The following is a 12,689-nucleotide window of genomic DNA, read 5'->3' as shown; positions in this document are numbered from 1 at the left end:
GTTCTTAAAGGAGAATCAGCTGTGACCTTAACGACGATCCTTTTGTTCATACCAGCGAGCTTTGCTTTAAACATGGCTCCTGGCCCTAATAATCTTCTTTCGATGGCGAACGCGAAACGTTATGGCATCAAGGCTGCCTGCTGCGCTGGCACTGGCCGGCTTGTTGCCTTTGTGGGCATGATTACTCTTTCAGCTACAGGCCTGGCAACAGTTCTATATACGTCTGAGAAGCTATTTCTGGCTATAAAGGTTGTCGGCGGACTGTATCTGCTATGGCTGGCGTTCCAGCTTTGGACTGCAGACCCAACTGACAGCGGTGAAGACTCATTGGCGGGTAAAGGGCTGCTTCAACTGGCGAGACAGGAGTTTCTTTTAGCGGCTGGTAATCCGAAGGCCATATTGATTTTTACGGCCTTTCTTCCACAGTTTGTCGATCCTGCAGGTTCAATAGGGAGCCAGTTTTTAATTTTGGGTGCTCTTTTTTTGTTGCTTGAATGGGTCGCGATAGGTACCTACGCCTTCTTTGGAAAGGTGTTGCGCCACTGGTTTTCTCGTCCGGCTATGCGTCGGCTTTTCAATAGAACCTGTGCTGGATTTCTTGGAAGTGCTGGGATCGGGCTGCTCCTGGATCGCCGTGATTGAACTAACCAGCCGCGCAAGGCGGACGTCCCTGGCGGGCCGCCGCTTCGCTCCACGTTAGCAGAGTTGTTGAGAGAGATATGTCCCCTGAAGAAACCTTGAAAGAAATCAAGAATTGGAGTCGGCATCTCGTTCAAGATGTCGTCGACCAGTTGAATCAGACCGGAATTGTTTCTGATGAAGATGATCAAGGGTTTGCATCAATATGGATCAAACACTGGAATGATGAATGCACTGACTACTTTCGCCGGTTTGGATATCAAGGCGGTAAGCTATTCACTCATGGGAAATACTTCTCTGACCATGGCGCCGTTTATGCACTCTTCGATACAGATCAACATGATTTGGACAGCGCTACGGATTACCTGAACAAAAAGGCCGAGTCTCCTTGAACTAGGGAGGCACTGCTAACCAGGCCATGCACCGGATGCCAAAAACTCTGCTTCGCGCCGTTTTTGCCACCGGTGATGGCAGGCGTTATAATCCGCGAGGTAGAGACGAATACCATTATGAAAATTAGAAAGATGTCGCAGGCCGATCTCATGGACATTTCTCGCATTCAGCGCGAGTGCTATAGCGAGGATCTCCTTGAATCCATTGATTCATATTCTGCAAAGCTGTCTGCTAATTCGGACTTTAGTTTCATCGCTGTTCAGAACGAAATGGCAGTAGGGTATGTGGTGGCTTTGCCATGGATTTATGGTGAAATGCTTGACTTGGATGGTGTTGATTATTCTATTCCGGTAGATGCGGATAGTCTTTGTATCCACGACATCGCGGTGAGCCGTAACGCACGCAATGCCGGTGCCGCGAAATATTTGCTGAACGCAGTATTCGAGTCTGCAAAATCAAGGGGATATAGGCAGTTTTTCCTAGTAGCTGTGCAGGGGGCGTCATCTTACTGGAAGCGTCAAGGGTTCGAAGTTGTGCAGGTGAATGAGAAGTTAAAGCACCATCTTTTGGCCTATGGGGAAGATGCAGAATATATGACTAGAACCTATGAATAGGTATAACCAAGCCATCATTGGATGTCGAGCCTTCCGGTTTGCTCAGGTTTCACCATCGGTGATGGCCGGAGTTAGGGAGACTACATGAAACCTACGTTCCGGAAAGCGAACGACAAATATTTTGTCGAGCAACTGACTCGACGGAATATGGAGCCTTATTACAAAAAGCTCGGGATTAGCTGGGACAAGAAAGCATTCGATAAGAACTGGTGCGAATTTGAAAGCTACGAAATAGCCATAAATGACTGCTCAGTTGGAGTGCTTCGGTTGAGTCATGATGATGCGGCCTACTATATTCGTGACCTTCAAATCGAGCCTGGCTGGCAGCGTCAAGGGGTGGGGGTGCAGGCGATAGATCATACATTCAAGCTGGCCCAGAAAGCGGGATTTCAACTACTTAGGCTTCGTGTGTTTTGCGAGAATCCGGCAGTAAATTTATATAAACGAATGGGGTTCAGGATTTTCAAAACTGAAGATGGTGCTCACTATATGGAGCGTGAGATTTAATTTTCCTGACCAGTGCATACAAGCGGCACCCTGTCGTCGTGTCCCTGCTGCAAGTGCTATGCAGTAAATCTGAGGGTAAAAAAATGAGCTGTATTTTTTGCGATATTGTGGCAGGTAACATTCCATGCCACAAGATTTGGGAGGACGATGATCATTTGGCGTTTCTTTCTATTTATCCCAATACGCCTGGTTTCTCAGTAGTCATACCCAAGTGCCATTTTTCAAGCTATTTGTTCGCCCAAGATGATGAAGTTGTGACAGCATTGGTGCTGGCTTCAAAGCGTGTAGCACTGCTGCTCGATGAAAAATTGGATGGTGTTGCGCGTACGAGAATGATGTTCGAGGGCTACGGAGTGTATCATCTGCACGCAAAATTATTTCCTATGCACGGTACAGGCGAAGACTCTGAATTTAAACCTGTGGCGTCTAGCGTTGAAAAATACTTCGATCATTACGAAGGTTATATTTCGTCTCATGATTATAAGCGTGAGGATGATAGTGTCTTGTCGGCACTCGCAGCTAAAATCAGGTGTTAGGCGAATGTGTGATAAAGGAAATAGCGATGAGATATTTTCACCATGGCTTCATGCTTACTAAAAAGCCGAGCGTGTTGAGTGCGTCGAACCGACAGGTCCTCACTGAAAGGAATCACTGATGATCGTTCCTCTATTCCTTGATACAAATGATTGTCGGCATTTTTCAAAGGATGCTCGTCGGGCTGTTGAGGAGGTGTGTGCCGATGCTGAACCGGAGATTCGTTCTTTCCTCGGCGACTTAAATGAGGATATTGAGTTGGCCTGTCAGACGGGGCCTTTCGTTATCCCGGAAACGGGAGAGATGGGGATGGCAATTTCGCCAGGCCGCGTGGGATGGACCGTTGATGCGAGATTGCCGGGCGGCGTGGCCGCTGTTGCTCGTGCCCAGCTGCGTTTCACGTTGTTTCATGAGCTTCATCATTTGGTAAGAGGATGGGTCATGTATGGCGGGGCGGCGCGCACCTCCTTTATGGAGGGAGTCGTCAGCGAGGGCCTTGCGACCGTATTTGAGCGAGATTTTGGGGGTCGTGAGACGCCTTGGGGGCAATATCCTGCCGAGATCGAGCAATGGATTGCTGAGTTGCTAGCGCTTCCGGTTTCGGCGTCTTACGATCATTGGATGTTCCAGCACCCGGATGGGCGGCGTTGGATTGGTTATCGTGCGGGAACCTACATTGTAGACCAAGCTATCCTAACGTCTGGGTTATCGGCCGCCGACTTGGCTCTCGTTCCAAGCGACGAGATATTACGGATGTCTGGTATCCGCTAGCATCGATACGAGAGAACCAAACAACTTCATGCATGTGATAATTGCATGATGGCTGATATCAGATATCGATATGAACTACGAAGCACAGATCAAGGAGTGGCTGGCGAGCGACCCCATGCGTATGGAGGCGCTTGCCATCGCTTCTGAGCAGAAGCTGCCGGAGTGGTGTATCGCTGCGGGGTTCGTTAGAAACTTGGTTTGGGATAATCTTCATGGGCTTTCATCGGCTACCGATCTGAACGACGTTGACTTGATTTACTACGATCCCCGCGATTGTAGTGAATCTCGTGACCGAGAAATTGAGAATGATTTAAAAAGCGTTTCGACGCTTCCATGGTCGGTGAAGAATCAGGCAAGAATGCACGAGCGGAATTCGGACACTCCGTACATCTCGACTAAAGATGCCATGAGTTTCTGGGTAGAGATGGAAACTGCCGTGGGGGCCGCATTGGATGAGGGAGGCGAGATAACGATTGTGGCGCCTTTCGATGTTGAGCGGCTATTCGACTTCACCATCACCCTGAACTCAAAACGGCCAAAGCGAACGGATTTCGAAGCTAGGATAAAGTCCAAAAGATGGCTGGAGATTTGGCCAAAATTGGTGGTGAATGCCTGATGAATCGCTGCCAACCTGGCTAGGATAAGAACCGTCCCGATGACCTTAATGCTCACCAAGGGGCTCCGAGAAAAGCGACGCCTAAGCGCGATGGGGGGACAGCTTCCACCATGGCGATGATGGAGGCGACGGCGGGGTTCTGTGACGCAAGCCGTTGACGTAGAAAATAAAGGAAATTTCGATATGTTCGATTACACGTTGGTACATTGGCTGGCGTTTTTGTCAGCGGCGGTGCTTCTGAACCTTTCTCCAGGGCCGGATATCGCGTTCATGCTAGGCCAGACGCTACGCAGCGGGCGTCGATATGGGGTCGCTGCGATGCTCGGGGGTTGGTCGGGGACGGCATTACATGTGGCCATGGCGGCGGCGGGGCTGTCGGCCATTTTGGCCACATCGGCTGTGGCGTTCTCGGTGATCAAGTGGGTCGGGGCTGCCTATTTGATATGGCTCGGCGTCAAAATGCTTTTATCGAAGGGTGACTCTGTCGTCTCCAATAGTGGGAGCTATGATGTAAAGGTGCAGTCAGTCTATTGGCAGGGTGTGCTGGTGTCCGTGCTGAACCCCAAAGTGGCCATCTTCTTCCTCGCCTTCTTGCCGCAATTTGTCGTGGAAGGTGCTGGGCCGGTGGGAGCCCAGCTATTCTTGCATGGCAGTTTGATTATCGTGGTCGCGGCGTTTATTGAGCCTCCCTTGGTAATGCTGGGGGCGAAGTTGGGCGCTTTCTTGAAGGCAAGCCCGCGAGTGGGCATGTGGATGGATCGCGGTCTTGGCGCCTTGTTCGTTGCCCTGGGGGCGCGCTTAGGCTTGAGAGGCTAGTCCGGTGTGGCGTGCCGGTTCATCCAGCGCTCAAACAATCGCCAGCGCAGGTCAAATGTCTGGGTGTACCACTGCTGATCACGGTGTATGGCTTTTTCCAGATGCGCGGGCAGGGTGGGCAAATAGGGGCGCATGGGGGTGGAGGTCTCTTTATGTAACCCCACTCGCTCGCGGGCCGAATGACGCGAGGGGCTGTAGCTGATCAAACTGGCTTGATGGGCCATGGGCTCGGCGCGCGTAGCGTAGCGGATGAAGCGTTCAGCAAGCTGGGGTTGATCCGCTTGGGCGGGGATGGCCCAACTGTTGTAGTCCAGTAGTTGGCCATCCCAGATAATGGTGATAGGGGCACCGTCGTTGACCTGGGCATCGAAAAAGCGTCCGTTGTAGCCGGAGGCCATGGCGACTTTGCCTTCGGCCAGCAGCCGGGCCGGCTCGTTGCCACCGGTCCACCAGGTGAGTTGCCCGCGCAGTTTATCCAATTGGTTGAAGGCCAGGTCAAGGCCGCGCTCGGTACTTAGAAGATCATAGAGCTGACTGCGGGGCACGCCTTGGCTCATCAGCGCCCATTCAAACAGTCCCACTGGCGCGCGGCGCAGGGCGCGCCGGCCGGGGAAGCGCTGGGTATCGAAAAAGTCCTCGACGCGACGGGGTTTTACACCGGGGAAGGCCCGGTCGTCATAGGCGATCACGGTAGAGAATACCAATTGCGTCACCGCGCAGCGGCCAATGGCGCCTTTTATAAAGTCCTCGCTCGCGGGGGTGCCGTCGGGCGCGGGGGCAAGGATGCTGGGGTCCAGTTCGCGCAGCAAGCCCTGCTCGCAGGCGGTGTCGGCGTTGGCCTTGATCATGTCGATCACATCCCAAGAGTGATTGCCCTTGGCGTAGGCTTCTTTTAGGGCGTCCAACCCGCCGTTAAAACGTACGGTTTCTACCTCGATGCCGGTTTTTTCGGTAAAGGATTCGAAGTAGGCTTCGTGCTGGCTACGCTCGTAGGCGCCGCCCCAGGTGACCACCGTGAGCGTGGGGTGGTCCGTATCCGCCAGCGCCGGTAGCGTCAGCACGGTGGTGAGTAGCCACATCAGATTAAGCGGTCGCATTTTCCTCCCGTCGCAAGTCATCGACGATGCCCAGGTAGGCACGGATCACCGCTTCCTCGGAGACACTGCCAACGGGGCGGCCGTCGTCGTCCAGAATCGGAACCGATTCGCCCACGAAACCCTCCAGCGCGTTCATGGCGTCCCAGACACTGGTGGCGTGGGTAAACGCGGGATCAATACGCCAATGCTTCCGGGGCACCGGCTCGGCATCGGGCAGGGTGAGGAGTGTCTGCAGGCGCACACAGCCGACAAAATAGCCCTGAGCGCCGGTGAGTACGGCCTCGGCCCGCTGCTGTTCGACAAGTAGTGTGCGGATGGCGCCAGCGGTATCGGTGGCATCCGCGCGCGTGACATCAGTCGAGGCGTAATCGGCAATCGCCAGGCTCTGGAGAATCGCCCGGTCGCGGCCCTGGCGAAGATCGAAACCCCGTGCACGCAGTTGCCGATCAAACAGCGAGCGGCCCACCATCCGATAGGAGACCAGGTTGCAAAACACTACCGTTACCATCGCCGCAATGGTCAAGTCGTAATTGCGGGTCAACTCAAACACGATCAGTATGGTCGTCAGCGGCGCGCCGATCACTGCGCTCGCCAGCGCCATCATGCCCCCAATGGCGTAAGCCACCAGGCCGGACAACTCCAGCGGCACGATCGTTTGTGCCGTCATGCCGAACAATGAACCAAACAGTATCCCGATCAACAGCGCCGGACTGAATACCCCGCCCACGAAACCGAAGCCCACGCACAAGGCCGTGACCAGCAGCTTCAGGGTGACGAGTAAGCCCAGCTCTCCAGCCCCGAAAGCGCCGGGAATGGTCGCAAAGCGTAGACTCTCCTGGCCGATACCCAGTACCTCCGGCATCCACAACGCCACCAGCCCCAGCGCCAATCCGGCACCGGCAGGCTTGATCGTTTGTGGCAACCGGACCAGGGCGGCCAGTTTGCCGGCCTTCTCAATCAAGCGGATAAATACCCAGGCCAGCAGCGCGCACAACATTCCCTCAAAAGCGAAGAGCAAAAACTCGTAGCTATGGCTAACGCCGGCAAAATCCACCAAGAACAAAGGCTCAAGCTCAAACACCACATTGGCCAATACATATCCCGTGGCTGCCGCCACCGTGACTGGTGCAAAGGCGCGCAGCGAATAGTGACGCAGTATTACCTCGTGGGCGAACACCAGTCCGGCAATGGGTGCATTAAACGCCGTCGCAATCGCGGCGGACACGCCGCAGGCAATGGCAATGGCTTTCAGATCCTTGACGCCCAATTTCAGCTTGGCAGCCAGCGCCCCAAACAGCGTGCCCAGATACACCATGGGCCCGTACTGGCCCACACTGGCGCCACTGCCTAGCGAGACAATCGCCGCCAGGGTGGAAACGATACCATCGCGTAAGCTTGGCAACGGCTGATCGGTCTGCACCGCGAGAATGGCGTCCGGCGGCGCTAGTGCCCGCCGCACACTCGAGCCATAGCGCATCAAAAGCCCCACGACTAGGCCGCCCAGCGTGGGCACCAGTACCGTCGCGGCCAGCACCAGCTCTGGTCGCTCGCCCCACTGAATCCGGGCGTAGGGAGACACCAGCAGCCGGTGATTCAACCATGCTACCGCCTCCACGAAGCCGATGGCGCACAGAGAAGCAACCGCACCGACGGTCACCGCCACCAGGGAAATGGCGCTAATGCGGTAGCTAATGCTTAGCCAGTGTCGGGCGGTAGAGTGCATAGGTTTGATTGTGAGGCTTGTTGAGCGTCAGGTGACTGAGAAAATAGCGCTTCGAGAATCAATCTCATGATAGATCAGCGTTGGCGTTTTATCATTTTCGCTGTTTTTGCACAGTGAACCGTATCAGAATGTGCCGCTTCACATGAAAGATCGCCTGCTTTATCACCTTTTAGTTTATTGAGTACAATGGCGAACTCATCATACGGAAGCTGATAATTTTTCAAAGGGTACGATAAAGTCGCGTATTCAGAATATTCTCTGAGGGGAACTTCTGCTTGAATGGACAAGTTCAGGAAGTAAAGTGACGCTGTTTGTAAACGAATTATTGTTGAGATATTGAGCTACACTAATAAGAATACCACCCGGAAAAGCGTCGCTTTTCCGGTTTTTGCAGTCGCCTGATGTGATGCATTCATTTTCCTACTCCCACCTCACTTCTTGGGACTGGAGTAGACACTCAGCGCCGTCACCGTGGCGAGGATCAGCACCATCCCGACGATCTGGATGCTCACCAGGCTTTCGCCGAGGACCACAACGCCGAAGAGCGAGGCGGTGACGGGTTCCACCATGGCGACGATAGAGGCGACGGCGGGGGCGGTATGTTTCAGGCCGGCAACGTAGAAGATGAACGAGAGCCCGGCGCCGAGTATCCCCAGCGTGACGAATAGCGGCCAGTCCGGCGTGTGCAGCACGTCCAGTGTTTGGCTGGTGTCGCCAAGGCCGGCTAGGAGCACGGCGAGGACCGCGAAGGCGATCACCAGTATGGCCTGTGGGCTGCCGTGCGGCGCGGCGTACTTGAACCCGAAGATGAACACCGCGTAGGAGACCCCGGCCAGCAGCCCGGCACCCACGCCGAGTAGCGTGACGCCCCCTGAGCTCACATCGTAAATACGCGTCAGCAGTACGATGCCGAGCATCACCACCACGATGGCGGCCCATTTTATCGGCGTGGGCTGTTCGAGCTTCAGCACGAACGAGAGTAGATAGACGAAGATCGGCGCCGAGTACATCAATGTTGCCGCCACCGCGACGCTGCCCTGTGAGATGCTGAGGAAGTAGAACGCGAAGTTGCCGGCGACGCCCAGGCCGGCCACTGCTGACCAGCCCCACAGGCGGCGATTGCGCAACCCACTATGGTGCGGGCGGATTGCCAACCAGCCGAGAACGAATAGCAGACCGATGGCGCCCCGGTAGAACGAGACGACAAACGCATCCCAGTCGTCCGCCATGAGCAGGCCGCCGATGCCGCCGGATAGACCCCAGCAAAGTGAGGCGAGAACCACGAGTGCCGTTGCACCTGCCATTGAGAGCTCCTGTTGTCAGGGTGAAGTGAAAAATCGAATCATAGACTGCCGTAAAAGGACGGCATCCCCTGCGGGCCACGCCAACAGGGGATGCCGTCTCATGCTGCGTTCCTCCAAGCGCATCAGGCGCGTACCTTTTCCAGGAGCCGCCGGAGCGTCTTCTTGCTCCATACGAAGAGCCCGATAGGCGGCATCGCCGGCATATATATCACTTTCAGAGCCTTTTCATGTTCGGCTTGATCGCTGTTTCGATACTGCTCATCGTTACGCATATCTTCTCCTTATCGCGTTGCCATCAAGAACCTGACATGTCCCGTGAGTGCCGCTGCATCTGCTGGGAACGTAGATGTCAGGGGGAAGTGAAAAGAGGCTGGAAAGCCGCGCGCTCGGCGGTCCTGTAGCCGATGAGGGCTGTGGCCATCCATACCGGTGGCTGCGACGATCAGGCGGAATTCGATGCGCGTCATGCGGTGTACTCCCTTCGGCCTGTGGCCGGCATCGTGTTAACGAAATGTAAAACGATCGTTTTCACTATGGGCGTAATGTAGCCGCCGGTCCGAGCCGGTTAACGTCACTCGTCGTGGGCTATGCTGCGTGTCGAAGCGACAAGCGTGTCGCTGAACTCGGCGCCGCTATGACGCCCGCACGGCATTTGCCAAACGCTGCGCCGCCCGGCGCGCGACATCGACGGCCGCGACGCCGCGATACGCTGCCGTATGGGTCGCGCCCTCGAACAGCAGTTGTATCGTCTCGACGAGTTCGTCGTCGTGCCGGCCGATCTCCGCGACAACGATGTTGCCAATCCGGTCCCGCAGACGCTGCTTGTGACGTTCCATCGCCTCGGCGATCTCCGGCACATCGCCGCCGGTTTCCCCCCAGGCACGCAGGAACAGGCAGCCCCGCACGGCCTCCTGGGCCAACCAGGTCTCCAGTGCGCCGAACAAGGCATCGATGCTGTCCTCTTCCACCAAGCGATGGAAGCGGCGATCCCGTTCGTTCAGAACGGCCGCGATCAGGCCGTTCTTGTTGCCGACATGCTTGTAGAGCGTGCGGCTCGAGATCCCCGCGCCTTCCGTCAGCCGATCCATGCCGGTAGCGTTAAAACCGTGACGGTCGAAGAGCTGCTCGGCAGTCGCGAGCAATCGTGTGCGAATATCCATGCCTGCAGCGTAAAACGATCATTTTACCTTCGCAAGCCGAGACTCAGACAAAAGCTCCGAGGCCTGAGCCGCCGGGCCTTCAGAAGGCCGCCAGTAGCCCAGGGTCGAGCCGGGATGTGACGATGCCGAGCCCCAGCAGGATGAGCAGAGTGCCAGCCAGCCGTTCGATGTGTCGCAGACCATGGCCGAAGCGCCGGATCAGCCTCGGATGTCCGGCCACGTGGCCGACCAGCAGATCCCAGCCGAGTACCGCAGCGATCATCCACAACGCGTAGAGACTCTGGATGCCCACGGGCGTGCTACGCGCGTGAAGCACCGCGAACAGGCTGGCGTAGAACAGCGCATTCTTGGGATTCAGCAACCCCGAGGCCAGCCCGGCGAGCAAGGCGCCCAGCGCGGCGCTCGTGGGGGCTTTTGTCTCGCTGGGCGAGCCTGCATCGAGGCGGGTCTGCCCCGCCTGACGAATGAACTGGACGCCCATGTAAAGCAGAAAGGCGCCGCCGGCCCACTGGATGGCGATGAACGGGCTGGCGTTGGCGTCCAGAGCCATCAGCCCGCCCATGGCAAGCAGGATGAATACGGCATTGGCCAGGACGATGCCGAGGCTGACCATCGCCGCCTGCATGCGGCCCCAGGCGACCGCGTAGCGCAGAATCAGGAAGAAGTCCGGGCCAGGGCTGAGCAGAGCTAGGAAGTGTGCCCCGGCGACCAACAGAAACTGTTGCAGCATGATACCTAAGCCCCCTTCGAGTGCGTGGAGGGCCAGGCTGCGTTGCTGCGCGGCGATAGTATTGAATGAAAGTGCGGCGATCTCAGGTGCTGCAGTAGCGACCCGGCGTTGTTGCCACCCGGGCTTTGAAGGCGCGCTGAAAGTGACCTTGGTCGGCGAAGCCGAGTTCCTGCGCGAGTTCGGCCAGCTCCACTCCCTGACACAAGCGGCGGCGTGCTTGCTGGATGCGCCGGTCGAGTAGCCAAGCGTGGGGTGTTAGCCCGGTCTCGCGGCGGAAAAGTCGAATCACTTGGTAGCGACTCAGGCAGTGATCTTGGGCCAGCACCTCGAGCGACGGCGGCCGCTCAAGGCACTCGAGTAGGTGCTGCTGGAGGCCGGCCAATGCGGACGAGTTCGGCCAATGAACGGCCAGCGAGTGGCCATGACACCACAGGCGGCTGCCGAGGAACTCGATCAGTGCGGTCTCCTTGTCGGCTGCTGGAGCCTGGGAAAAGAGCAGGGTATTGAGCCGACAGAAAGCTTGGTAAGGCGCGGCGTCGCGAGCGATGAATACCGCCGAGGGCATGGTCGGGGCGGTGTCGATTTCGACCGAGGCCTCATTCAGCACTTCGCTTACCCAGGCCGGTTCCAGATACAGCATCTGGTAGCTCCAGCGCTGATCCGGCAGAGGGTTGCAGTCATGCACTACGCCTGCCGGCACGCTGACCAGGCAGCCCGGCGTCAGTCGCTCGCGTCGCTGTTGGCACTGGAACTGGCTCTGGCCACGGTCAACCACACCGATCGACAGAGTGGGGTGGCTGTGGGGTCGGTAGCAGGCGCGGCTATCGCTGGCCCGCCGGCTCTCGACAAAAGGCAGCATCGGGTCTCGCCAGAACTGCGTCATGGCAGGATTCCTAGGTAGCGTGGGGCGCTCAGCCAAGCGCGAGGGTAATCTCGTCGGTTTCAAAGGCCAGCTATTGCTTGTGGCCGATACCGCCAGCGTCGCGGCGAATCGTTTCTTGAGTCTACCTCGTCTGGCCGCCCTGACCAGAACGCCCAGCGTTAGGCCAGTACCTAGAAGACCAACAGGAAAGACTTCGCGCCGTTGGCGTAGACCATATTGTTGCGTGATGCGCAACGCGCTATGATGGGCTCATGATTAAATCATTCCGCCACAAGGGACTGAAGCGGTTCTACTCGTCTGGCAGCACGGCAGGAATACAAGCCGATCATGCCAAGAAGCTACGAATGCAGCTTGTTGCCCTTGATACCGCTACGTCAGTCGATGACATGGACACCCAGGTTTTCGGCTGCATTCCTTGAAGGGGAAAGATAAGCAACGGTGGTCGGTTTGGATTAATGGCAATTGGCGAATGACGTTCGAATTTCGAGACGGCCACGCCTACGTACTTGATTATGAGGATTATCACTAATGACGATGCATAATCCGCCGCACCCGGGAGCGTTCATTCGAGAGGTGTATCTGGAGCCTTTCAGCATCAGTTCCCGTCAGCTTGCCGCAAACCTGGGGGTTTCCCCCTCGACCTTGTCGCGGGCGCTGAAAGGCGAGAGCGGTATCAGCCCGGAAATGGCATTGCGGCTCTCCAAGGTGCTGGGTCGCACACCAGAGAGCTGGCTGGCGATGCAGGACATGTATGACCTCTGGGTAGCGCGCAATACGCTCAACCTGGATGATATTCGCCCCCTGGACTTTGACGCCGCTTAGTGACTGGCGGTATTACTCTTGATTTTCTTTATTTGCAGTAAGATCCAAACACAACGCCCTCGCGCCGTTTATTTCAAAAT

The 12,689-nt window shown here is 56.4% G+C and carries 16 protein-coding genes and 1 pseudogene; 10 read left to right on the top strand and 7 right to left on the bottom strand.

Going from position 1 to position 12,689, the window contains the following annotated elements:
• Nucleotides 1-21 precede the first annotated feature (21 nt).
• The 8 genes from L1073_RS16940 to L1073_RS16905 all read left to right on the top strand — a co-directional run bounded on the left by L1073_RS16940 (nucleotide 22) and on the right by L1073_RS16905 (nucleotide 4,890).
• Complete coding sequence (locus L1073_RS16940) at nucleotides 22-642, top strand: LysE family translocator (protein WP_246901377.1); 621 nt, start codon at nucleotides 22-24, stop codon at nucleotides 640-642.
• A gap of 77 nt (nucleotides 643-719) precedes the next feature.
• A complete protein-coding gene (locus L1073_RS16935; RefSeq protein WP_246901375.1) occupies nucleotides 720-1,031 on the top strand; it encodes a hypothetical protein in 312 nt (103 codons plus the stop codon).
• A 117-nt stretch (nucleotides 1,032-1,148) separates the two neighbouring features.
• Nucleotides 1,149-1,646 (top strand): GNAT family N-acetyltransferase, encoded by a 498-nt coding sequence (locus L1073_RS16930; RefSeq protein WP_246901373.1) that lies wholly within the window; start codon nucleotides 1,149-1,151, stop codon nucleotides 1,644-1,646.
• Between the two features lie 84 nt (nucleotides 1,647-1,730).
• Nucleotides 1,731-2,153: a GNAT family N-acetyltransferase gene (locus L1073_RS16925; RefSeq protein WP_246901371.1), complete on the top strand. Its 423-nt coding sequence runs from the start codon at nucleotides 1,731-1,733 to the stop codon at nucleotides 2,151-2,153.
• Nucleotides 2,154-2,191: 38 nt separating this feature from the next.
• On the top strand, nucleotides 2,192-2,689 hold the full coding sequence (locus tag L1073_RS16920) for an HIT family protein (protein ID WP_246901370.1): 498 nt from the start codon (nucleotides 2,192-2,194) through the stop codon (nucleotides 2,687-2,689).
• A 118-nt stretch (nucleotides 2,690-2,807) separates the two neighbouring features.
• Nucleotides 2,808-3,458, top strand: a complete 651-nt coding sequence (locus L1073_RS16915; RefSeq protein WP_246901368.1) for a DUF2268 domain-containing putative Zn-dependent protease — start codon at nucleotides 2,808-2,810, stop codon at nucleotides 3,456-3,458.
• A 70-nt stretch (nucleotides 3,459-3,528) separates the two neighbouring features.
• Nucleotides 3,529-4,074 (top strand): nucleotidyltransferase family protein, encoded by a 546-nt coding sequence (locus tag L1073_RS16910; protein WP_246901367.1) that lies wholly within the window; start codon nucleotides 3,529-3,531, stop codon nucleotides 4,072-4,074.
• 183 nt (nucleotides 4,075-4,257) lie between these two features.
• Complete coding sequence (locus L1073_RS16905; protein ID WP_246901365.1) at nucleotides 4,258-4,890, top strand: LysE family translocator; 633 nt, start codon at nucleotides 4,258-4,260, stop codon at nucleotides 4,888-4,890.
• On the opposite strand, the gene L1073_RS16900 is transcribed toward L1073_RS16905, so the two are convergent.
• The 7 genes from L1073_RS16900 to L1073_RS16870 form a co-directional block, all read right to left on the bottom strand.
• Entirely contained in the window at nucleotides 4,887-5,987 is a 1,101-nt protein-coding gene (locus L1073_RS16900; RefSeq protein ID WP_246901364.1) for an ABC transporter substrate-binding protein, read from the bottom strand. The genes L1073_RS16905 and L1073_RS16900 overlap by 4 nt on opposite strands.
• Nucleotides 5,974-7,710, bottom strand: coding sequence for a chloride channel protein (locus L1073_RS16895; protein ID WP_246901362.1), 1,737 nt, complete (start codon nucleotides 7,708-7,710; stop codon nucleotides 5,974-5,976). Before L1073_RS16895 ends, L1073_RS16900 begins: the two co-directional genes overlap by 14 nt.
• Nucleotides 7,711-8,141: 431 nt before the next feature.
• Nucleotides 8,142-9,014, bottom strand: a complete 873-nt coding sequence (locus L1073_RS16890; RefSeq protein WP_246901360.1) for a DMT family transporter — start codon at nucleotides 9,012-9,014, stop codon at nucleotides 8,142-8,144.
• A gap of 122 nt (nucleotides 9,015-9,136) precedes the next feature.
• Nucleotides 9,137-9,286: a hypothetical protein gene (locus L1073_RS16885; RefSeq protein ID WP_246901359.1), complete on the bottom strand. Its 150-nt coding sequence runs from the start codon at nucleotides 9,284-9,286 to the stop codon at nucleotides 9,137-9,139.
• A 360-nt stretch (nucleotides 9,287-9,646) separates the two neighbouring features.
• On the bottom strand, nucleotides 9,647-10,174 hold the full coding sequence (locus L1073_RS16880; RefSeq protein WP_246901357.1) for a TetR/AcrR family transcriptional regulator: 528 nt from the start codon (nucleotides 10,172-10,174) through the stop codon (nucleotides 9,647-9,649).
• Nucleotides 10,175-10,253: 79 nt separating this feature from the next.
• Nucleotides 10,254-10,904, bottom strand: a complete 651-nt coding sequence (locus L1073_RS16875) for a LysE family translocator (RefSeq protein WP_246901356.1) — start codon at nucleotides 10,902-10,904, stop codon at nucleotides 10,254-10,256.
• An 82-nt stretch (nucleotides 10,905-10,986) separates the two neighbouring features.
• The gene (locus L1073_RS16870) at nucleotides 10,987-11,787 is read right to left on the bottom strand and encodes a helix-turn-helix transcriptional regulator (protein WP_246901354.1); all 801 of its coding nucleotides are present in this window, start codon (nucleotides 11,785-11,787) and stop codon (nucleotides 10,987-10,989) included.
• Nucleotides 11,788-12,038: 251 nt separating this feature from the next.
• On the opposite strand from L1073_RS16870, the pseudogene L1073_RS16865 reads away from it, so the two are divergent.
• Together L1073_RS16865 and L1073_RS16860 are read left to right on the top strand one after the other, a co-directional pair.
• Nucleotides 12,039-12,316 (top strand): annotated as a pseudogene (locus L1073_RS16865) (type II toxin-antitoxin system RelE/ParE family toxin).
• Nucleotides 12,316-12,609, top strand: a complete 294-nt coding sequence (locus tag L1073_RS16860; RefSeq protein ID WP_246901352.1) for a HigA family addiction module antitoxin — start codon at nucleotides 12,316-12,318, stop codon at nucleotides 12,607-12,609. The pseudogene L1073_RS16865 and the gene L1073_RS16860 overlap by 1 nt, the downstream one beginning before the upstream one ends.
• Nucleotides 12,610-12,689 lie beyond the last annotated feature (80 nt).

It is taken from the genome of Chromohalobacter nigrandesensis (assembly GCF_023061285.1).
Lineage (GTDB): Bacteria > Pseudomonadota > Gammaproteobacteria > Pseudomonadales > Halomonadaceae > Chromohalobacter > Chromohalobacter nigrandesensis.
The sequence above is the reverse complement of the archived record's forward strand: the minus strand, read 5'-3'. Positions and strand labels throughout refer to the sequence as shown.